Origin of the sequence: Ensifer sp. ENS03, assembly GCF_014852035.1 — a bacterium.
Lineage (GTDB): Bacteria > Pseudomonadota > Alphaproteobacteria > Rhizobiales > Rhizobiaceae > Ensifer > Ensifer adhaerens.
Genome location: NZ_JACVAV010000007.1, coordinates 129,296 through 150,504, shown reverse-complemented (window position 1 = coordinate 150,504; position 21,209 = coordinate 129,296). Strand labels below are relative to the sequence as shown.

Sequence of the window (21,209 nt, the reverse complement as noted above, 5' to 3'; positions counted from 1 at the left end):
GGAACCAAAATCGTTGCCCTCTAGGCACGTGGCCGCCGCCGTCAGCGTTGACGGCGGTCAGCTCTGTCGCTGGATGCTTACGCTTTCGGCGCTTCCTGCTTGATCTCGCCCATACGGTTCCAGGCGTCGAGGCCGGCGATCTTGTAGGCCTCGGCCAGCGTCGGGTAGTTGAAGGTGTTTTCGACGAAGTACTCGACCGTGCCCTTGAGGTTCAGCACGGCCTGGCCGATATGCACCAGCTCTGTCGCGCCTTCGCCGATGATATGCACGCCGAGCAGGCGGCGGGTCTTCAGCGAGAAGATCATTTTCAACAGGCCGGAATCGAGCCCCATGATGTGGCCGCGCGAGGTCTCGCGGAAGCGGGCGATGCCGCATTCGTAGGGGATGCCGCGTTCCTTGACCTCTTCTTCCGAGAGACCGCAGGTGGAGATCTCAGGCACGGCGTAGATGCCGTAGGGGAAGTATTTCTGCGGCTCCATCGCGATCGCGCCGATGGCGACCCGGGCGGCGATGCGCCCCTGTTCCATCGAGGTTGAGGCGAGGCTCGGGAAGCCGACGACGTCGCCGGCGGCATAGATGTTGGGCAGGGAGGTCTGGAACGTCTCGGGATTGACCTTGAGGCGCCCTCGGTTGTCGGCTTCGAGCCCGGCTGCGGGCAGGTTCAGCGTATCGGTGGCGCCCATGCGGCCCGCGGCAAAGAGCACCATGTCGGTTGTGATCTTGCGGCCGTTGTCGAGCGTCAGCAGCACCTTACCATCGTCGAGCCGTTCGACGGTGTCGGCCTTCTGCCCGAGGTGCAGTTTCATGTTGCGGTCGCGCAACTGGTAGATGAAGTCTTCGACAATTTCCTTGTCGATGAAATCGAGCATCGTCGTCTTCGGATCGATCACCGTCACCTGGGTGTCGAGCGCGCTGAAGATCGTCGCGTATTCGATGCCGACGACGCCGGCGCCGATCACCACCATGGAGCGCGGCAGGGTCTCGATATCGAGCAGTTCATCGCTGTCGAGCACAGTCTTGCCGTCGAACGGCATGTAATCCGGGCGGAAGGGTTTGGTGCCGACGGCAAGCATGATGCTGGTGCCGGACACGAGCATGGTCTCGCCGTCGTCCTTGACGACTTCGAGCGTGGTCGGATTGACGAAGCTGGCTTTCCCGCGCATCTGCTGCACGCGGTTGCGCGCGAACTGATGTTCGAGAACCTCGACTTCATGATTGAGGGTGATGATCAGCCGCTGCCGGAGGTCATCGGCGCTGATCTCCTGCTTGACGCGATAGGAGCGCCCGTAAAAGCCGCGCTCGCGCCAGCCCGAAAGATTGAGCGCCGTTTCGCGCAGCGTCTTGGAGGGAATCGTACCGGTGTGAACCGAAACGCCGCCAACGCGTTTTCCCTGTTCGATGACGAGGACCTTCTTGCCGAGCTTGGCTGCCTGGATGGCGCCGCGGCGGCCGGCAGGTCCGCTTCCGACAACGATGAGATCGAACTGGTTCATAGGCGTTTCCGTTAGAAGGTGGAATCGTTGTGCGTTGCGAAAACTCTCGCTCGCAAGCCTCTATACCGTCAATGGCACGGTTTGATGAAGTGGTTTTCATAGCCGAAACAGTCGGATGAGAATATATAAGGGAGTGCGCGTATGCTTGGCTTCGTTACGACATGCGGAGCCCGTCGGTGTCGTATTTGTCTGGGAGGCTGACGATGGGATTGGAGCTGACGAACAGGGCTTTGCCACAGTCTGGCGCTGAGGGCGTCATGCCGCATTCGCAGCCGCAGCCGGGCGTCGTTGCGGCCGCGGTCTACGAGAACGGCGTGCGCGTCCGCGATATCCGCATCGAAGACGCAGGCAAGTGGCGCGATCGCCCGGGCACAGTGATCTGGATCGGCCTGCATGAGCCCGATGCCGAACTCTTGCGGCAGATCCAGCAGGAATTCGATCTGCATGACCTGGCGATCGAGGACGCCTGCAAGGCGCACCAGCGGCCGAAACTGGAGATCTATGGCGACTCGATCTTCGTCGTCGCCCGCACCGCGCATATGGTTGGCGACGAGATCGCCTTCGGCGAGACGCATCTGTTCGTTGGGCGCGGTTACGTCATCTCGGTCCGGCACGGCGCGTCGACCTCCTACATGGCCGTGCGCCAACGCTGCGAAGCATCTCCTGCAGCCTTGGCCCACGGCGAAAACTACATCCTCTATTCGATCCTCGATTTCATCGTCGACAACTACATGCCGGTGATCGAGGCGATCCACGAAGAGGTCGAGGAACTGGAAGACCGGCTGCTGCGCGAGCGGCTGGTCAAGGGCGACATCGAACGCCTCTATCTGCTGCGGCGCAATCTCTTGCGCCTGCGAAACGCGGTCGTGCCGCTGGTCGACGTCTGCCGACGGCATGAGCACATCGATCTACCGGGCATGGATGCAGCACTGCAGCCGCTCTTCCGCGACGTTACGGACCACGTGCGCCGCGTTCAGGAGGATATCGACGCTTTGCGTGAGGTTCTTGCCTTCACCTTCGAGGCGAGCCTGATGGTCGGTCAATCCGAGCAGACGGAAATCTCGCGCAAGCTCGCGTCCTGGGCCGCGATCCTCGCGGTGCCAACGGCGATCGCCGGCATTTACGGCATGAACTTCGACGACATGCCGGAACTGAAGTTCCGCTACGGCTACTTCGTCGTCCTGGCAGTGATCATCGGTCTTTGCGGCACGCTCTACCGGTTCTTCCGCCGCGCGAAATGGCTTTAGCCCGGAGCACTGACCGGCAGACCTTACCAATTCCCGAACTCGGAGGATGTGGTGGCAACCCTTCTGCAAACGCTCGGCGACCTGATCGGTACGAACTGGAAACACCGCGACGTACCCAAGCGGTACTCGCGCACCTTTGTGTGTCGCTGTGGCAGTCACGTGTTTTTCGGCAACATGTTTTGTAACAGCTGCCAGACGCCGCTCGGATATCTGCCAGGTGAAGATGCGCTGCTGCCGCTCGACCCCGGCCCACAGCCAGGTATCTGGGCCGCAGGCGGGGAACGGCCGTTGCTGAAGTATTGCGGCAACCGTGACACGCCGGCGCAGTGCAACTGGATGCTGATGGCCAGCGAGCCGGGGGAACTTTGCATCGCCTGCCGGCTGAACCGGACAATTCCGAATCTCGATCGCGAGGACAATGCCCGCTACTGGGGTCTGCTCGAGGTGGCGAAGCGACGGCTCGTGTCGCAGTTGCTGGCACTCGGCTTGCCCGTGAAGTCCAAGGTCGACGAGGACGAGAAACACGGTCTGATGTTCGATTTCCTGCGTTCGCCACCGAACGGGCCGCGCGTGCTGACCGGGCACGCCGACGGTTTGATTACGGTCAACATCGAGGAGGCGGATTCGGTCCAGCGCGAGAAGATGCGGCTCGAATTGTACGAGCCCTATCGAACGCTGCTGGGCCATCTTCGACACGAGGTCGGTCACTACTACTGGAACCGGCTTGTTTGCAACGGACCCTGGCTGGAGCCGTTTCGCACGCTGTTCGGCGATGAGCGCGCCGATTACGCGGCGGCATTGAAGGCGAACTATGAGAATGGCGCACCCCCAGACTGGGCCGATCGGTACATCAGTTCCTATGCTTCCACACATCCCTGGGAAGACTGGGCCGAAACTTGGGCGCATTACCTGCATATGATCGATAGCCTGGGCACGGCACTCGGCTTTGGGCTCGATGCAGAGGATCTTGAAGCGATTGTCGAGCCATTCGAGCGCGACGCCTTGTATGCGCCCGACGACACCGGCGCCGACGGGTTTCTGTCGCTGTTGAACTCCTGGATCGAAATGACGATGGTGCTTAACGAACTGGCGCGCAGCATGGGCCAGCCGGACTTCTACCCCTTCGTAATGTCGAAACCGTCAGTGGCGAAACTGCAGTTCGTGCATATGGTCGTCGAGGCTTCACGCTCGGCGGGGACGGAGTCTGTCGAAGCCGGCTTTTTGGGGTAAACGCCTTCGCCACTGTTTGCGGCAGGGCGGCGTCACCACCGGGCTGCTACCTCCGCCGCGCGAAACGGCTGGGTGCCAGCGCGCTCAGAACAGCCGCAGCCCTTTCAGGCTCACGTGGCCGTCCTTGCCGATGATGATGTGGTCGTGCACGGCGATCCCCAGCGGTTTCGCCGTTTCGACGATCAGCTTCGTCATGTCGATATCGGCGCGCGACGGGGTCGGATCGCCGGATGGATGGTTGTGGACCAGGATGATCGCGGTGGCCGAGAGTTCCAGCGCGCGCTTGACCACTTCACGCGGGTAGACCGGCGTGTGGTCGATCGTACCTTTCTGCTGCACCTCGTCGGCAATCAGCGTGTTGCGCTTGTCGAGGAACAGGATGCGGAACTGTTCCTTCGTCTCGTAGGCCATCGCCGCGTGGCAATAGTCGATGACGGCGCTCCAGGACGAGAGAAGCTGCTTCTGGCGAAGTTCGCTCTTCAGCGTGCGGTGACCAATTGTCGAGATCAGCTTGAGGTCGAGGGCGACGGCCTCGCCGATGCCGCTCACCTCCTGCAACAGCGCGATCGGGGCGCCGAAGACACCGGCGAGCGTTCCGAAGCGTGCGAGCAGGGCCTTGGCGATCGGCTTGGTATCCTTGCGGGGGATCAGGCGAAACAGCAGCATTTCCAGGATTTCGTAGTCGGCGAGTGCGGCATCGCCGCTTTCGCGGTAGCGCGCCCTGAGGCGATCGCGATGACCGTGATAGTGCGCCTCGGGTGCCGGCGCCTTCTTGGCGGCCGGCGAGTTATCTAACTGCAATTGTGGAAAAAACGTCCTCTCGTCCGCCGATGGCGCAAAATCGCCGTCAGGGGAGATCGGACGTTTCGTCATGCGGCGCCGAGCGTGCTGACGCCGGGCTTGAACAGGCCGGCGGGCGAAAGCGTGAAGATCTCGCAGCCATCGGCGGTGACCCCGACCGTGTGCTCGTATTGCGCCGACAGCGACCGGTCGCGGGTCACGGCGGTCCAGCCGTCCGAGAGCACCTTCACATGCGGGCGGCCGAGATTGATCATCGGCTCGATGGTGAAGATCATGCCCTCGCGCAGTTCCGGCCCTTCATTGGCGCGGCCGTAGTGCAGGATGTTCGGCGCGTCGTGGAAGAGCTTGCCGACGCCGTGGCCGCAGAAATCGCGCACGACGGAGCAGCGCTCCGCTTCGGCATAGACCTGGATCGCTTCACCGATGGCGCCGGTGCGGGCGCCGGGGCGCACGGCGGCAATGCCGCGCATCAGGCTCTCGTGGGTGACGTCGAGCAGTCGCTCGGCCGCACGCTTGATCTCGCCGACCGGATACATCCGGCTCGAATCGCCATGCCAGCCATCGACGACGTAGGTGACGTCGATGTTGACGATATCGCCCTCGCGCAGCGGCTTGTCGTTCGGGATGCCGTGGCAGACGACGTGGTTGATCGAGGTGCAGGACGATTTCGTGTAGCCGCGATAGTTGAGCGTCGCCGGCAGCGCGCCATTGTCCATGCCGAACTCGAAGACGAACCGGTCGATCTCGTCGGTGGTGACGCCCGGCTGTACCCGCGAGACGAGCTCGTCCAGACAACGCGCAGTCACCTGGCAGGCCTTTCGTATGCCCTCGAAACCTTCCGGTCCATAGAGCCGGATTACGCCGGTGTTCTTGTAGGGCGCAGACCCTGCCTCGATGTAAGTCACCATTCCAAAGCTTTCAGTTGTTCCAGTCGGATTTCATAGAGCAGCGAGGGCCGCTTCGTCCACTGTCATCAATCCGGTTGGGCGGATTTGCGTTGGCGAAACCTGACATTTGACCGCATAGGCCTCAACGCCACGTGACATCGCGCGGTCGAATGCGCGCGCATAGGCGGGATCGAACTCGCGGCAGATCCTCAACCGGTGACAATCGTCGCGCTGCACGAGATAGATCATCACCGCGCGGTGACCGGCCTCAACCATATCACCGAGCTCGTCGAGATGTTTCGCCCCCCGCGTCGTCGGACTGTCAGGAAATTCGGAAAGACCGGGCGAGCGGCTGAAATGCACGTTCTTGACCTCGACATAGGCACGGCCGCGCTCGGGATCGCTGAGGAGAATGTCGATGCGCGAGTTGCGTCCGTATTTCTGCTCGCGTGCACTATGCTCATAGGTATGCAGGTCGGAAACGAGCCCCAGCCGGATGGCTTCTTCCGCAAGCCGGTTGGGCAGGCCGGTATTGATGCCGACCATCGTTCCGTCGGCTTCGACGATTTCCAGCATCTGGCGGTACTTCCGCGTCGGGCTGTCGTGTTCCGACATCCAGATGCGTGAACCGGGTGTCGTCAGCCCGCGCATCGATCCCGTGTTGGGGCAGGATCCGGTCATGGCCGTACCATCAGGCAACAGGGCATCGAAGAGAAAGCGCTTGTAGCGCTGCACAAGGGTTGCGGTCGTCAGCGGAGGATCGAAGATCAAGGCAGGTCCTGCGAATGATTCAGGCGCGGGCGCGTACGTAGGAGCCCGGCGCTTCCTCGAGCGAGTTCAGCGGACCGCCCGGCTTGCGGGGCGCAACGCGTCGCTTGTCGAGTTTCTCGATCCATTGGTGCCAATGCGGCCACCAGGATCCCGGTGTTTCCTTGGCGGCCTTGAACCAATCGTCGAAGTCACCCGTGGGGGCGCCTCCGGTCCAGAACTGATACTTGCCCTTGTCCGGCGGATTGACGACGCCGGCAATGTGGCCCGAACCCGAGAGAACATAGGTGACCTTGCCGCCGAACGAAGCGCTGCCGAGAAATACAGAGCGCGGCGGGGCGATGTGGTCTTCCTTGGTCGCGAGATTGTAGATCGGGATCTTTACGTCGCCGAGCGATACCTGCTTGCCGGCAAGAACCATCTCGCCCTTCGAAAGCTTGTTATCGAGGTAGCAGTTGCGCAGATAGAAGGAATGGTTGGCGGCCGGCATCCGCGTCGAATCGGAGTTCCAGTAGAGCAGGTCGAAGGGCAGGGGTTCCTGGCCCTTGAGGTAGTTGTTGACGAAGTAGGGCCAGATCAGCTCCGAGGCGCGCAGCATGTTGAAGGCGGTCGCCATCTTCGAGCCGTCGAGATAGCCGGTCACGCTCATGTTCTGTTCGATCTGGTTTATCTGGTCCTCGTCGACGAAGACCTTGAGGTCGCCAGCGTGAGTGAAATCGACCTGCGTCGTGAACAGTGTCGCCGAGCGGATGCGATCGTCGCCCTCGGCCGCATGCAATGCGAGCGTCGCGGCAAGCAGGGTGCCGCCGACGCAATAGCCGATGGCGTTGACTTCCCGCTCACCGGTGGCCTGCTCGACGATATCGAGCGCAAAGCCGATGCCTTCGCGGGCATAGGCTTCCCAGTCCTTGGTCGCGTGCCGTTCGTCCGGGTTCACCCAGGAGATGACGAAGACCGTGTGTCCCTGATCGACCGCCCATTTGATGAAGGATTTCTGCGGGTTGAGATCGAGCACGTAGAATTTGTTGATCCAGGGCGGGCAGATCAGCAACGGCCGCTTCAGCACGGTTTCCGTCGTCGCCTCATATTGCAGCACCTGGCAGACGTCGCTCTGGGCGATGACCTTGCCCGGCGTCATCGCGATATTCTCGCCGATCGCAAACTTGCTGGTGTCGGTTTGCCGGAGCTTGAGGTCGCCGCGACCGGCGGCGATGTCCTCGGCAAACATCTGCATGCCCTTGACCAGATTGGCGCCGCTTGAGGCAACCGTCTCGCGGTAGAGCTGCGGATTGGTGGTGACGAAGTTGGTCGGAGACAGCGCGCTCGAAACCTGGCGAACGTAGAAAGCAGCCTTGTGTTTCGTGTGGTCGTCGAGCCCCTCGGCGTCTTCGACCATGCGCTCGGCCCAGTCCGACGTTACGAAATAGGCCTGGCGAATGAAGTCGAAGAACGGGTTCTTCACCCAGTCCTCGTCGGTAAATCTCTTGTCGTTGCGCTGGAGGCCGGCCGGCTCCGCCGTCTCTTCGCCGGACATGCGGTGCAGCGTGCGCGACCAGATCTCGAAGAAGCTGCCCATCAAGTGAGTCTGCGCTTCGAGCGTGCGGCGCGGATCGGAAAGCCAGTACTCCGAGACCTTGGACAGCGTCTTGACCATGTCGGTGGCGGGTTCGGCGAAGGTATCGGACTTCTGGCCCGATTCCCGCGGCGCCAGCCAGGCGGAAGCCGCTTTGCCAAGCTGTTCCATGGCGCGGGCGAGGTTGACTGCGAGGCTTTCCGGATCCTTGACGATATAAGGTTCGACGGATTTGGGATCGAAGCCTGCGTAGCCGTCCTTGCCTTCCGCATTCCTCTCTGCTGTCACCCGGCGTCCTCCACAGCATCTTGTTTGTTTTGTATTTTTACATTCTGCCCGAAAATGATTACAAGGGCTAGCGCATCGTCGCGCCATCAAAATAGAGGTCGTCTCCAGTATGCTTGCCGTCGGAAAACAGCGTTCCATCACCTGGGTTGCCGGGATCGTTCTGCTCGGCACGCTTGCAGGCTGCAACAGCCAGGGGACCAACTTCGAGAACTATCCGTCGGTTTACGGCCAGAAGCCGGCCGCAACGTCGCAGATGACCAACGATGAAGCTGCAAGCATGCAGGCGCGCCTGAGCTCTCTCGGCGCTGCACGCAAGTCCGGCGCGATCTCCGAAGCCGAGTATCAGCGTCGCCTGAAAGAAATGCGCGCGCTGGCCGAACAGCACGGCGCCGACACGCTGAAAGAGATCCAGAATTAGCGCTTGCCTTTCCGGTGATTTGGACGCAAAGCGTTCAATGGCCGCATGGACGGCCGTTCACCACAGCGCACGGTTTCGCAAAGGCTTGAGCCGCTGGCGGGAGCGTGCGCCAAACGAGGTTTGGAGATGGAAGAGTTTCACAAAGTCCGGCGTTTGCCGCCCTATGTTTTCGAACAGGTCAACCGTTTGAAAGCAAGCGCGCGAGCGGCCGGTGCTGACATCATCGACCTCGGCATGGGCAATCCGGATCTACCCACACCACAGTCGATTGTCGACAAGCTCTGCGAGGCCGTTCAGGACCCGCGCACGCATCGTTATTCGTCGTCGAAGGGCATTCCCGGGCTGCGTCGTGCCCAGGCCGCCTATTACGCCCGCCGCTTCGGCGTCAAGCTCAACCCGGATACCCAGGTCGTCGCTACCCTTGGCTCCAAGGAAGGCTTCGCCAACATGGCGCAGGCGATCACCGCACCTGGCGACGTCATTCTGTGCCCGAACCCCACCTATCCGATCCACGCCTTCGGCTTCCTGATGGCCGGCGGCGTCATCCGCTCGATCTCGGTCGAGCCGGACGAAACCTTCTTCGGGCCGCTGGAACGCGCCGTTCGCCATTCAATCCCCAAGCCACTGGCGCTGATCCTCAACTATCCGTCGAACCCGACGGCGCAGGTTGCGACGCTCGACTTCTATAAGGACGTGATCGCGTTTGCGAAAAAGCACGACATCATCGTGCTTTCGGACCTTGCCTATTCGGAGATCTACTTCAACGATGCGCCGCCGCCGTCGGTGCTGGAAGTTCCGGGCGCGATCGACTGCACGGTCGAGTTCACCTCGATGTCGAAGACCTTCTCGATGCCGGGCTGGCGCATGGGCTTTGCCGTCGGCAACGAGCGGCTGATCGCAGCACTGACACGCGTGAAATCCTACCTCGATTACGGTGCCTTCACGCCGATCCAGGTGGCCGCCACCCAAGCGCTGAACGGTGACGGCAGCGACATCGCCGAAGTGCGCAACATCTACAAGCGCCGCCGCGACGTCATGGTCGACAGCTTCGGCAAGGCCGGCTTCGAAGTGCCGCCGCCGGCAGCGACGATGTTTGCCTGGGCGAAGATCCCCGAAAAGTTCCGTCATCTGGGCTCTCTCGAATTCTCGAAGCTCCTCGTCGAGAAGGCGGATGTCGCGGTCGCTCCGGGCATCGGCTTCGGCGAGCAGGGTGACGACTATGTGCGCCTCGCTCTCGTCGAGAACGAGCACCGCATCCGCCAGGCTGCGCGCAACATCAAGAAATTCCTGTCGACCGCCGACGAGACGATGCACAACGTCATCTCGCTCAACGCTCACAGGTAAGAAGTCGGGAGGCGGGCTTGACGCGCGCCTCCTTCCACACCGGCACCGCAGTTCTCGCGGATCGCCCTCTACATGTTAGGAAATGGCTATGGCAGATGCCCTCAAAATCGGCATTGCGGGCTTGGGTACCGTCGGTGCCTCGCTCGTGCGAATCCTCCAGGATCGTCACGAGATGCTTGCGACAACGTGCGGACGGGCAATCGAGACCACGGCCGTAACAGCGCGCGACCGCAACAGGGACCGCGGCGTCGATCTTTCGAAGACCGCCTGGTTCGACGATGCCATTTCGCTTGCGCGTGACGCCGATATCGACGTTTTCGTCGAACTGATGGGCGGTGCCGGCGATCCGGCCTATTCGGCCGTCAAGGCGGCGCTGCAGCGCGGCATTCATGTGGTGACCGCCAACAAGGCGCTGCTGGCTGCCCATGGCATCGAACTTGCCAAGATCGCCGAGGAGAAGGGCGCGCTGCTCAACTACGAAGCGGCTGTTGCCGGCGGTATCCCCGTCATCAAGGCGCTGCGCGAATCCATGACCGGCAATACGATCTCGCGCGTCTATGGGATCATGAACGGCACCTGCAACTACATCCTGACGAAGATGGAGAAGGAACAGCTTTCCTTCGAAGCCTGCCTCAAGGAGGCGCAGCGCCTCGGCTATGCCGAAGCCGATCCGGCCTTCGACATCGAGGGCAACGACACGGCGCACAAGTTGTCGATCCTGACGAGCCTTGCATTCGGTACGGCGATCGCTGCCGACGACATCTACCTCGAAGGCATCACCAATATCTCGATCGACGACATTCATGCAGCCGCCGATCTCGGTTACCGCATCAAGCTCCTCGGTGTCGCCCAGCGCACCGAAAGCGGCATCGAGCAGCGCGTTCACCCAACGATGGTGCCTTACGATTCCGTCATCGCCCAGGTCGATGGCGTGACCAATGCCGTTGCGATCGAATCCGACATTCTCGGCGAGCTACTGATGGTCGGCCCGGGCGCCGGCGGCAACGCGACGGCGTCGGCCGTGCTCGGCGATATCGCCGACATTGCCAAGAGCCGCCCGGGCGCCCAGCACGTTCCGGCCTTCGGCCGTCCGACCAATGCGCTGCTGCCCTATAAGCGCGCGCAGATCCAGAGCCACGAGGGCGGCTACTTCATCCGCCTGAAGGTCGTTGACCGCACCGGCGTCTTCGCCAGCATCGCGACCCGCATGGCCGACAACGGCATCTCGCTGGAATCGATCATGCAGCATTCGAAGCATCTGATGGACACGGGCGAGCCGCAGACGATCATCCTGGTCACGCACGCGACATCGGAGCACTCCGTTCGCGATGCGATCAAGGCGATCAAGGGCGAGGGCTACCTCGTCGGCGAACCGCAGGTCATCCGCATCGAGCGCCCGAAGGCAAACTAAGGGCGACAAGCGCCCTAGACCGTTCGGCACGGCGGCGCGCAGTGCCGTTTGCCGCCGAAAGATTGGAAGCCTCGCCGCGCAAGCAAGCCGGCGAGGCTTCTTTCTTTAAGAGTTAAGCGCCTGCAGCACCGCAATTCCCTGCGAAACGTGGATCTCTGTGTATGCCGTTCCGAAAACGGTCACGATTTCCAGGGTTATGCGCTAAGAGGAACGAAGCGCCAAGCGGATGGACGAGCATGGAAGAATTGGTGGATCCGGTACAACGGGCCTTTCTGAATGTCGAGCGGTCGGTCAGCGGCCAGCGATGGGTGTCGCGTCTCGACCAGGCGGGCCAGAACCGGGCGCTCGCCATCAGTCAGGTCCATGGCTACTCCGACCTGCTCGGTCGCGTCCTTGCCGGCCGAGGCGTCGTGCTCAACGATGCCGCAAGTTTTCTTGATCCGACGCTTCGCTCGCTGATGCCGGACCCGGACACGCTTACCGATTGCCGCAAGGCTGCGGAGCGTCTGGCGGCCGCCATCAAGCGCCGTGAAAAGACGGTGATCTTCGGTGACTATGACGTCGACGGGGCCGCGTCTTCGGCTTTGATGGCGCGTTTCCTGCGCCATTTCGGCGTCGACGCGGAAATCTACATTCCCGATCGGATCTTCGAGGGCTATGGCCCGAACCCGACGGCAATCGAGCAACTGATCGACAAGGGCGCCGATCTCATCGTCACCGTCGACTGCGGCTCGACCAGCCATGAGGCGCTCGCCGTTGCCGATAAACGCGGCGTCGATGTCGTCGTCATCGACCACCATCAGGTCGGCTCGGCGCTGCCGCCCTGCCATGCGCTCGTCAACCCGAACCGCGAAGACGATCTCTCGGGGCAGGGGCATCTTTGCGCCGCCGGCGTCGTTTATCTGGTTCTGGTCAATACCTTGCGCGTTTTGCGCAACGCCGGCGACAGCCGCGTTTCTTCGTTCGACCTGCTGTCCCAGCTCGATCTGGTGGCTCTGGCGACGGTCTGTGACGTGGTGCCGCTCAAAGGGCTCAACCGCGCCTATGTCGTCAAGGGACTGATCGCGGCGCGTCACATGGGCAATGTCGGGCTTTCGGCACTGCTGCGGAAAGCTGCGATCGGCGGCCCGGTCACGCCCTATCACCTGGGCTTTCTCGTCGGCCCGAGAATCAATGCCGGCGGACGCATTGGCGATGCTGCGCTCGGCAGCCGCCTGCTGGCGATGGAGGATGCGGCCGAGGCAGAGAAGATCGCCGCGCAGCTCGATGAGCTCAATCGCGAGCGGCAGGCGATGGAAGCCATCATGCTGGCCGAGGCGGAGGCTGAGGTTCTGGCCGAATACGGCACGGGCGAGGGCGCTTCGGTGATCGTTACCGCGCGCGAAAACTGGCACCCGGGCATCGTCGGACTGCTCGCCGCCCGCATCAAGGAAAAATTCCGACGACCGACTTTTGCCATCGCCTTTGATCCGAACGGACGCGGCACCGGTTCGGGCCGCTCGATCAATGGCTTCGACATGGGCAAGATGGTTCGGGCCGCCGTCGATGGTGGCCTGCTGGTAAAGGGCGGTGGCCATGCCATGGCTGCCGGTCTCACCGTCGAGCGCGCGAAACTCGGCAAGCTCAGGCAGTTTTTCGAGGGACGTGCGGAAGCGGCGGTGCGCGAACTCGTCGCCATCCAGACGCTCAAGGTGGACGGCGCGCTTGCAGCCTCCGGCGCGACCCTGGAACTCATCGATCTCCTGGAGCAGGCCGGCCCCTACGGCTCGGCCCACCCGCAGCCGGTCTTCGCCTTCCCGCAGCATCGCCTGCGCGACAGCAGGCAGGTCGGCGCCAACCACATCAAGGTGACGCTGGAGGGGCAGGACGGCAGCCGCCTTGACGGTATTGCTTTCCGGGCGACCGAGACACCGCTCGGCGACTTCCTGCTGTCGAGCCGCGGAACATCCATCCACGTCGCGGGATCGGTGTCCGCCGATCTGTGGCAGGGCCAGCGACGGGTACAGCTGCGCGTCACGGACGCGGCAAAGGCGCTGTAGCACCCGTCGCGAAGTGTGCTGACAGATATTTCGCTGGGCCGTGTTATGGCTGACCGTACCGCACACGCTTCAAAACATCTCGAGGATTCACAGCGAGGATGGTGTTGAAGAACGTCGTTTCGACGATGGTGTCGCCATCGGCTTGCAGGCGAAAATGCACGCTCTTGTTGCCGCCACAGTTCGTTGCGTCGATCATCGCGATAACTCTTTCGACCTCGTCGGGCGTCTTTTCGTCCAGCCTGACAAGGGCAGGATAAAGGGGGGCGCAACTTGCATCGCCGTCGCGAACAAGTTCTCCTTGTCGATCAAAGAGATAGCTGAGGCGTGCGAACTCTCCCTTGTGCGAGCCGCTATGGGCGCTGCCCCACATGGCACTTAGGTACTGAGCCACAGCGCTCAAAGATCCGAGATCATTGAACGGTCGCAAGGCTTCAACATTGTAAACCACGGAGTAGAGGCGACTGCCGCTGAGTGGTGAATTCAGTGTGAGCGAGTAGGTACGACGGAAACCCTGCTGCTGGTCCAGTCGGGTAATGTGTATGCGCTGCAGATAGGGTGCTTTGGCATAAGCTGGGAGCTTCGGGTCTTTGCGATTGTTCAGGCTTCGCGTCGTTTCGGAGCGTTCCCAGTCTTTGAAATCCCGCGCGAGCAACGTTTCTAACTCTTCAATTGGCATCCCCAGCTTGAACACCGGACTCGGTACCAAGTCTGCAGGCGTCAGCGTTTGCTCGCCAGAAACCGCGTTGGTTGGGGCCGCAAAAGGAGATCCGGGACAGCACGAAATTGTGATTGCGGCGAGCGCGGCAGCAATGACGCGAAACAAAACTAGATTCCCGTTCAACTGATTCGAGGAACGCCCGACTTGCGATCGGAGCGTGTTTCCCCAGCGATCAAACGATCAAGAATCAGGTCGAAATCGTCGGCGCGTTGAAGTTGCTCCTGAAGAGCAGGAAGATATTTCGCACGGCTTCGGATGGCGTCGCCAGCAGATCGAAGGCTGAGCAGAATCTGTTTAGAGATTGCGTATTCGCTCTGCAGTCCTTCTGCCTTTTGCCAGATATGGTCTTCCAGAGCGTCAAATGCCGACGCATCGAAGGTATCGGACTTGAGAAGCCGGCCGACTGCTTGATCCGTCAGCCTCTCCAATACGACGTCAAACTGATTTTCCGACACCCGAGTGCGCCTCATTCTGTTGAGCTGTAAACTCAAAGCAGAACTGCAATATTTCGTCGAGTCCGGGTTTTGACATCTGTAGCCGCATCAGAAATCAGGCGGTGAAGGCTGCCGCGCGTGGTCGAGAACGCGAGTCGCCACCGATGCAACAGAACGGCCCCTGCGACCGCGCCGTTGCAGGAGTCCCTGCTTTGGAAAGCTACGCACATACCCCTGGTGTGCGGAAACCGGCCACGATCCTGTTGCCGCTCACGTCGCTGTCTCTTCCAAAGGATATCTGCGAAACACCAGTATGCGCTTGGGAATTACGTGAGACGCGCATCAGTGTGGGCACCCGCATTCGCCAGCAATAGCAATCGGGAATTTGCCGAACCGGCCTTGGCACGCCCAACGGGAATCGAACCCGTGTTGCCGCCGTGAGAGGGCGGCGTCCTGACCGCTAGACGATGGGCGCATCTCTATTCGATTGAGCGCAAGCGGTTGCTGCGCAACGCGCTATCCTAGTCCTGTTCGACGAAAACGACGAGAAGAATCGAAGGCGATCCGTCAGCCGATGGAACAAGGCTTTCGATGTAGGGGAGGTTCAACACAGTGGCACGCCCTAGGGGAGTCGAACCCCTCTTCCCAGAATGAAAATCTGGTGTCCTAACCGATAGACGAAGGGCGCACTCGCTGTGTGGGCGCCTTATAGCCAGCGACTCTGAATAGAGCAAGCGCCAATCTCAGGAATGTTGTGATTTTCCTGTTCAAAATACCAGGAAAGATTCATGGCGGCACGAGGCGGAAATTTAGGTGTCGAAACGCGCGGTAAATCGCTGTTCCAACAACAGAAAATCGATTTTCATTTGGGGAGAAGATCAACACAGTGGCACGCCCTAGGGGAGTCGAACCCCTCTTCCCAGAATGAAAATCTGGTGTCCTAACCGATAGACGAAGGGCGCACTCGCTGTGTGGGCGCCTTATAGCCAGCGACTCTGGATACCGCAAGCGCCAATCTCAGTTTTTTTGTGCTTTCCCTGTTAAAATCGGTGAGAAAAATTCGGCGGCCGAAGAGCAGGAATCGGAGATGCGTGCGACGCAGCGAGTTGCTGCTTCAGATGCTGAAAACGTCGATTTTTCGGGAGAAGGAGATCAACACAGTGGCACGCCCTAGGGGAGTCGAACCCCTCTTCCCAGAATGAAAATCTGGTGTCCTAACCGATAGACGAAGGGCGCACTCGCTGTGTGGGCGCCTTATAGCCAGAGGATTTCAGAACCGCAAGCGGCAATTTTCATATTTCTGTAAAAATTCCACAGGCCGGAAGCAAAGGAGGCTTCTCGTCGAATCCTCCATGGAAACAAATGCTTGCCTTCAGCCCTTGGCGCGCCGGCAGCGCCAGTTCCAGTCCCGCTGTGCGCCGATATCGATATGGACCGACTCCGTGTGGCAATAGGTGCCGACGCCGCCGCGGCCGGGGACGCTACGCAGGAATTCGGCGAGATCCCACTTGCTGACGCCCTGAACCTGAATGTCAGCCGCCTCGCAGCGTGTATGCAGCGATTGCTTGGCGCGGTTGACCTTGATCGGCCTGAGGCCCGAGGTCACCATGACCTGCTTGCCGTAATGCGTTTCCACCTTCTTCAGCATCTGCATGAGCTCGGGCTTGAAACAGCCGGCATCGACTTTCTCGGTCTGCAGAATGAGCCCGCTCGGCGCCAGTCGAGCGAGCCCCGAGAGCGAGGCGACCTGAACCGGTGCGCCGTCGTCGTCATCGCCGAGGTGCTCTTCGTGCTCGTAGTTGTAGAGCGAGTTCAGTTTGACGCCCGGAAGCGTGTAGGCGAGGGAGGCCGTTTGCGGCTGGCTCGCATTGCTGGTGGTAATCGTCTTTTTTTCCGCCGGCGGAGCCGAGCGAAGTGCCGCCTGCTGCGGCTTCTCCTTGCGCTTGCCGGCAAAAAGGGCCGCGAGCGTCCAGGTTTTGGACGTGTCCTTGTTATCGTCTGCTGGCGTGGCTTCTGGTGCTGCCTGCTGCGCGGCGGCGACCTCGGTCGCTGCTGGTGTAGCGTCGGCATTGGCCACCGCCTGTGGCGTTGACGAGGTCTGGCCGCTGGCGGCAGCCTCGGCGCTCAGCGGCACCGGAACGGCAACAGGAAGGGTGGCGTCCTGCGCGGGAGAGGGAGCATAGGCGGCGACAGCGGCGTCCGTCACGACGTCAGTGGCCGTGTTGGCGGCGCCCTGTTGCGGCGCTATTACCGGCAGCGGCTGTCGCTGGGTGCCGCTGAAAAGACTGTTGTTGGTTGCGTTCATGCCGGGCTGGCCGGCGGGGAGCGGAACAGTTCCCGTCGTCTGCGGCTGGACGGTCGTCGTTGCCTGTGCGGCAGGTGCCTGGCCATAGATGCTGGAGGAGGCGGCGCGCAGGCCGGTGCCCTGCATCGTCAGCGATTGCGGCTGTCCGCCATCGTGGGGAACTGTGGCGTTGCCGGCTGCCTGTTGCGCCTGCGGATTGCTGCCGAGCGCGACCACCTGTCCATCCTGGACTGTGGCCTCCGATTCGGCGGTTTGCACAGGGGCTGCCTGCCCCTCGGCCTTCAGCGCGGTCGCGGCATCGTTTTCCCCGACCGCCGACATGCAGCCGCTCAAGGCCAGCAGCGATACGGATAACGCTGCCGCCCGCGCTATGGTGACGAGCACCGCGCCCTTCGTGTCCGGATGTTGCAACGTCCTATCCCCGCTCTCCGTGCATGACCGACGAAGCCTCGCCTTGTCATGCATTAAGTCTCAGTTCCGAAACATCGCTCAGAACAAACAAACTCATGCTTCTCGCGGCGATCGGAATGAGCGCCACGGGAAAAGATCAGGCCAAGTACAAAAGGGGGTCGCCGCCACGAGACATCGCGGATAGGACCCGGCATCAACGTTTCGCGCGAAAAAGTACTCAACGATACGCGATTTGTAAACCGGCGCTAACCTTGAGCCCGCATGTTTCCAACATGCAAAGGCCCGGATAGACCGGGCCCTGGATCATTCATAGCTGCTGCTGATCGACGGCTCGGCCATGCCCGCCGGATTTCACCGACAGCACGGGGCCATCTTCGTTCGCGAGAATTGTGCGGAGCTTACCAGACGCCCGTATTGGCCATCGACGCCCAAGGTTCCTGCGGCGGCCGGTTTTCGCCTTTCTGTAGGATCTCGATCGAAATGCCGTCGGGAGAGCGCACGAACGCCATGTGGCCGTCGCGCGGCGGCCGGTTGATGGTCACGCCGTTCTCCATCAGGTGCTGGCAGAAACCGTAGATGTCGTCGACTTCGTAGGCGAGGTGCCCGAAGTTGCGCCCGCCCGTATAATCTTCCGTATCCCAGTTGTAGGTGAGCTCGAGGCAGGGAGAGAGTTCGCCGCGGGCGCGATCGATGTCGCCAGGAGCGGCCAGAAACACCAGCGTGAACCGGCCCTTTTCATTTTCGTAGCGGCGGATCTCCGTCAGGCCGAAAATCTTGCCGTAGAAGTTCAAGGCCTCGTCCAGATTCTTGACGCGAACCATCGTGTGCAGATAGCGCATTGCAATGTCCCTGTTTTGCAGAAGATGGCGTATACTGGTCCGTCAGCAAGCCAGAGGCAAGGCTGCGTCCCCATATTAGTTCTCGGCCAAAATATGCCGAGGGTCTTGCGTATCCGCGGCGGGACGATGTTATTCTGGTCAATAAGAATCAGTTAACCGTATCGGTAGTCGCGCGTAAACGAGGGGCTGGGAGAGAATGGCGGATAGGACATCTTCAAAAGACGTCATGCATGGTGACGACTTTGGCAGCGACGCTCTCGACCTCATCGAAATCACCGGCGTGATCAAGTGGTTCGACGTCGCCAAGGGCTTCGGCTTCATCGTTCCCGACAACGGCATGCAGGATGTGCTGGTGCACGTGACCTGCCTGCGCCGCGACGGCTACCAGACGGTTCTTGAGGGTGCGCGGGTCGTTGCTCTCATCCAGAAGCGGGACCGCGGTTACCAGGCGTTCCGTATCCTATCGATGGACCAGTCCACGGCGGTGCATCCGTCGCAGCTGCCGCCGGTCCGAACCCACGTGCAGGTAACGCCGACCAGCGGCCTTGAGCGCGTTCTCGTCAAGTGGTTTAACCGCACCAAGGGCTTCGGCTTCCTGACCCGCGGCGAGGGAACCGAAGATATCTTCGTCCATATGGAAACGCTCAGGCGTTTCGGCCTGACGGAACTGCGGCCAGGCCAGGTGGTGCTCGTCCGGTTCGGCGATGGCGAAAAGGGCCTGATGGCCGCTGAGATACATCCGGATGGACCGTCGCCGACGAGCCGGGCGCACTGATGGTCGCGGCGCGAAACCTTGTCGGAAAAAGCGCCTTCCTGGCGCTTTTTTTGTTGCTTGCCCTGACGGTATCGTCTTTCGCCGACGTTCAGTTCACAACGGACAAGATGCGCCTGGTCACCGCGGACAAGGCTGTGCACGAACTGACGGTCGAACTGGCCCTCGATCCGGCCCAGCGTGAGCAGGGCCTGATGTTTCGTACCTCCATGGCGCCGGATCACGGCATGCTGTTCGATTTTGGCGAGACACGCCGCGTGATGATGTGGATGAAGAACACCCATTTGTCGCTCGATATGCTGTTCATCGACAACAAGGGCGTTGTGCGCACGATCCATGAAGGCGCCGTGCCTTTTTCGGAAGCGATCATTGATTCGAAAGAACCGGTGGCTTTCGTGCTTGAGCTCAATGCCGGCGCGGTCAAGCGGCTGAATATCCGGCCCGGAGACCGGCTGGAAGGTGCCCGCATGCCGTCTTCGAAGCCGTAGACGCCCGGGCCACTTCGCGGCCCGCCTTGTCCTTGCCCGATCATTTCCTAAATTATGTGTCTGAACCCCACGGGTTTCATGGTTGAGATCATGGAGCCTTTCGGGCAGACTGCGCGTTAACGAGTTGCTAATATTCTTCTGGCGACAACAGGAGGCAGCCGTGATGATCCGGAGTGTGCTTGTTGCAATGGTAGCGGCCTGCGCCGTTGCGCAAACAGCGATGGCAGCGGACTTGGCAGCCGATCTGAGCCAGCCGCCGGCACCGGTCGCGCAGCCATCTCCAGGATTCGTCTGGACCGGCGGTTATGTCGGCCTCCAGGGCGGCGGCGGGTGGCTCAATGGCGATTTCAGTGCGCCCGGCAGCAGCGCTTCAGAAGACTTCAATGGCGGATTGCTCGGCGCCTTTGCCGGTTTCAACTTTCAGCAGGGCGATTGGGTTTACGGCATCGAGGGTGACGTCAACTACAATTGGAACGACAAGACGTTCGACGTCGGCGGAACCTCGACCGAAGGTGGTACCGACGTTTCCGGCGCAATACGCGGCCGGGTCGGCTACCTGCTGAATGACAAGGCGCTGCTCTATGGCGCCGGCGGCTGGGCGGTGACCCGCGGCTTCGTCGATGTGCCCGGCGCATCGAAGGAAAAGGAAACCTTCAACGGTTGGACGATCGGTGCCGGTGTCGACTATTCGTTCACCGACAGCGTCTTCGGCCGCGCCGAGTACCGCTACAACGACTACGGCGACAAGGACTTCGGCGGCGTCAATGTCGATCTCGACCAGCACCAGTTCACCGTTGGTGTCGGCGTAAAGTTCTGACCAGCAACCATTGGCATCGCGGAGCGCGCCGGCATGCTGCCGGACGCTCCGCGGTATCCTTTCAACTACGGGCCGCCGCGGGCACGCCGGGCAATCTCGGTACGGTCATCTTCCGCCGTAAGATCGAGGACGATGCGGCTGCCGTCTCTGATCGGGCGGTGCAGGGCCTTCCGCGACTCGGGCAGAAGCGTGAGTCGCCCTTTGGTTTCGAGCTTGCTCAGTCTGGCGCGTGAAAGCGCGAGTTCCGCCGATAGCAGGCGGTCGACGCGCAGGCTGCTTGCCTGGCGCACGACAAGGACAATCTCAAGTCGTGCGCAACCAGCACCACCACCCAATACGTGCCGTTCCACGTTAGAATCGGCCAAATCCTCGATCCGGTCCGTGCATTGGCGAAGACCTTCGATGTCGAACGCCGCCTGGCGGACCCAGACGGGATCGTTGCTTTGAAGCGCTGCGAGCGCATCCGGGGCGACGCTGGCGACACTCCGCCGCTCGAAGATCGGGCGGTTCCAGGTGTCTTCGCAGACGGCGCAGCGATAGATCAGCCAGGCGTCGAGCCGCCGCCCGTTGGCGTTTAACCGTGTCTTGCCGCTGCATACGAAGGGGCGGTGGCCGCCGCAGCGGCTGCAGACAAGCCAGGGGCGGGGGGCGGATTGGGGTTTGATGGTCCACTGGACCGTCAATGTATGAGACATGTCGTCTGGTTCTTCCAATTGGAAGTCCATCGAGACGACGGTTTGAGTACCCGTTCCGGGGACGCGGCCTGGCAGCTGTTGGACGTGATGGTTCCGCCTGACGAAGTTACGTCGGGCTTGAGATCGGCAATGCCATTCCGGTCTCGAACCGCCACCTCAACGAACGCATGAAAATTCAATCCGACAGCTGGAGTGCTATCGGGCGTACGGGGTGAAACTAGCGAGACCGGA

The 21,209-nt window shown here is 61.3% G+C and carries 19 protein-coding genes and 4 tRNA genes; 9 read left to right on the top strand and 14 right to left on the bottom strand.

All coding sequences use genetic code 11. From position 1 onward, the window contains the following. Positions 1-77: 77 nt before the first annotated feature. Positions 78-1,493 (bottom strand): Si-specific NAD(P)(+) transhydrogenase, encoded by a 1,416-nt coding sequence (sthA, locus tag IB263_RS22935; protein ID WP_192439056.1) that lies wholly within the window; start codon positions 1,491-1,493, stop codon positions 78-80. 257 nt (positions 1,494-1,750) lie between these two features. On the opposite strand from sthA, the gene IB263_RS22930 reads away from it, so the two are divergent. Together IB263_RS22930 and IB263_RS22925 are read left to right on the top strand one after the other, a co-directional pair. Next, positions 1,751-2,740 carry a magnesium and cobalt transport protein CorA gene (locus IB263_RS22930; protein ID WP_226020709.1) on the top strand — a complete coding sequence of 330 codons (990 nt, stop codon included), beginning with the start codon at positions 1,751-1,753 and terminating at the stop codon, positions 2,738-2,740. 51 nt (positions 2,741-2,791) lie between these two features. Beyond that, positions 2,792-3,970 carry a putative zinc-binding metallopeptidase gene (locus IB263_RS22925; protein ID WP_192439055.1) on the top strand — a complete coding sequence of 393 codons (1,179 nt, stop codon included), beginning with the start codon at positions 2,792-2,794 and terminating at the stop codon, positions 3,968-3,970. 84 nt (positions 3,971-4,054) lie between these two features. On the opposite strand, the gene radC is transcribed toward IB263_RS22925, so the two are convergent. From radC to phaC, 4 genes are read right to left on the bottom strand one after another with little or no spacing between them, the layout of a single operon-like run. Continuing rightward, positions 4,055-4,843 carry a DNA repair protein RadC gene (gene radC / locus IB263_RS22920; protein WP_192439054.1) on the bottom strand — a complete coding sequence of 263 codons (789 nt, stop codon included), beginning with the start codon at positions 4,841-4,843 and terminating at the stop codon, positions 4,055-4,057. Further along, positions 4,840-5,679 carry a type I methionyl aminopeptidase gene (map, locus tag IB263_RS22915; RefSeq protein WP_192439053.1) on the bottom strand — a complete coding sequence of 280 codons (840 nt, stop codon included), beginning with the start codon at positions 5,677-5,679 and terminating at the stop codon, positions 4,840-4,842. Before map ends, radC begins: the two co-directional genes overlap by 4 nt. 30 nt (positions 5,680-5,709) lie before the next feature. Then, positions 5,710-6,429, bottom strand: coding sequence for a DNA/RNA nuclease SfsA (gene sfsA / locus IB263_RS22910; protein WP_192439052.1), 720 nt, complete (start codon positions 6,427-6,429; stop codon positions 5,710-5,712). Positions 6,430-6,448: 19 nt separating this feature from the next. Beyond that, on the bottom strand, positions 6,449-8,287 hold the full coding sequence (gene phaC, locus IB263_RS22905; protein WP_192439051.1) for a poly(3-hydroxyalkanoate) polymerase subunit PhaC: 1,839 nt from the start codon (positions 8,285-8,287) through the stop codon (positions 6,449-6,451). A gap of 109 nt (positions 8,288-8,396) precedes the next feature. Between phaC and IB263_RS22900 the strand changes: the two genes are divergently transcribed. From IB263_RS22900 to recJ, 4 genes are all read left to right on the top strand, one after another. After that, entirely contained in the window at positions 8,397-8,705 is a 309-nt protein-coding gene (locus IB263_RS22900; RefSeq protein ID WP_060583200.1) for a hypothetical protein, read from the top strand. 126 nt (positions 8,706-8,831) lie between these two features. After that, positions 8,832-10,049, top strand: a complete 1,218-nt coding sequence (locus tag IB263_RS22895; protein ID WP_034796568.1) for an LL-diaminopimelate aminotransferase — start codon at positions 8,832-8,834, stop codon at positions 10,047-10,049. An 88-nt stretch (positions 10,050-10,137) separates the two neighbouring features. Next, positions 10,138-11,460, top strand: a complete 1,323-nt coding sequence (locus IB263_RS22890) for a homoserine dehydrogenase (RefSeq protein WP_034796566.1) — start codon at positions 10,138-10,140, stop codon at positions 11,458-11,460. A gap of 236 nt (positions 11,461-11,696) precedes the next feature. Further along, positions 11,697-13,499, top strand: coding sequence for a single-stranded-DNA-specific exonuclease RecJ (recJ, locus tag IB263_RS22885; protein WP_192439050.1), 1,803 nt, complete (start codon positions 11,697-11,699; stop codon positions 13,497-13,499). Positions 13,500-13,542: 43 nt separating this feature from the next. Here the strand turns inward: recJ and IB263_RS22880 are convergent, their stop codons facing one another. The 8 genes from IB263_RS22880 to IB263_RS22845 form a co-directional block, all read right to left on the bottom strand. Next, on the bottom strand, positions 13,543-14,322 hold the full coding sequence (locus tag IB263_RS22880) for a hypothetical protein (protein ID WP_192439049.1): 780 nt from the start codon (positions 14,320-14,322) through the stop codon (positions 13,543-13,545). A 14-nt stretch (positions 14,323-14,336) separates the two neighbouring features. Further along, positions 14,337-14,672 carry a hypothetical protein gene (locus tag IB263_RS22875; RefSeq protein ID WP_127889031.1) on the bottom strand — a complete coding sequence of 112 codons (336 nt, stop codon included), beginning with the start codon at positions 14,670-14,672 and terminating at the stop codon, positions 14,337-14,339. Between the two features lie 379 nt (positions 14,673-15,051). Continuing rightward, a tRNA-Glu gene (locus IB263_RS22870) sits at positions 15,052-15,126 on the bottom strand. 138 nt (positions 15,127-15,264) lie between these two features. Further along, a tRNA-Glu gene (locus IB263_RS22865) sits at positions 15,265-15,339 on the bottom strand. Positions 15,340-15,538: 199 nt separating this feature from the next. Then, positions 15,539-15,613: transfer RNA gene (locus IB263_RS22860), tRNA-Glu, on the bottom strand. A gap of 199 nt (positions 15,614-15,812) precedes the next feature. Next, positions 15,813-15,887 (bottom strand) — tRNA-Glu (locus IB263_RS22855). A gap of 136 nt (positions 15,888-16,023) precedes the next feature. Beyond that, on the bottom strand, positions 16,024-17,367 hold the full coding sequence (locus IB263_RS22850; protein ID WP_192439048.1) for a YcbK family protein: 1,344 nt from the start codon (positions 17,365-17,367) through the stop codon (positions 16,024-16,026). A 398-nt stretch (positions 17,368-17,765) separates the two neighbouring features. After that, the gene (locus tag IB263_RS22845) at positions 17,766-18,206 is read right to left on the bottom strand and encodes a VOC family protein (protein WP_034790901.1); all 441 of its coding nucleotides are present in this window, start codon (positions 18,204-18,206) and stop codon (positions 17,766-17,768) included. 196 nt (positions 18,207-18,402) lie between these two features. Here IB263_RS22845 and IB263_RS22840 point away from each other — a divergent pair, with 196 nt between their 5' ends. The 3 genes from IB263_RS22840 (at position 18,403) to IB263_RS22830 (ending at position 20,283) form a co-directional block, all read left to right on the top strand. Next, positions 18,403-18,981, top strand: a complete 579-nt coding sequence (locus tag IB263_RS22840; RefSeq protein ID WP_034790903.1) for a cold-shock protein — start codon at positions 18,403-18,405, stop codon at positions 18,979-18,981. Next, on the top strand, positions 18,981-19,466 hold the full coding sequence (locus IB263_RS22835; protein ID WP_034790906.1) for a DUF192 domain-containing protein: 486 nt from the start codon (positions 18,981-18,983) through the stop codon (positions 19,464-19,466). Before IB263_RS22840 ends, IB263_RS22835 begins: the two co-directional genes overlap by 1 nt. 163 nt (positions 19,467-19,629) lie before the next feature. Further along, positions 19,630-20,283 (top strand): outer membrane protein, encoded by a 654-nt coding sequence (locus tag IB263_RS22830; protein ID WP_192439120.1) that lies wholly within the window; start codon positions 19,630-19,632, stop codon positions 20,281-20,283. A 65-nt stretch (positions 20,284-20,348) separates the two neighbouring features. Here the strand turns inward: IB263_RS22830 and IB263_RS22825 are convergent, their stop codons facing one another. Next, on the bottom strand, positions 20,349-20,978 hold the full coding sequence (locus tag IB263_RS22825) for a DUF1062 domain-containing protein (RefSeq protein ID WP_192439047.1): 630 nt from the start codon (positions 20,976-20,978) through the stop codon (positions 20,349-20,351). Between the last annotated feature and the right edge of the window lie 231 nt (positions 20,979-21,209).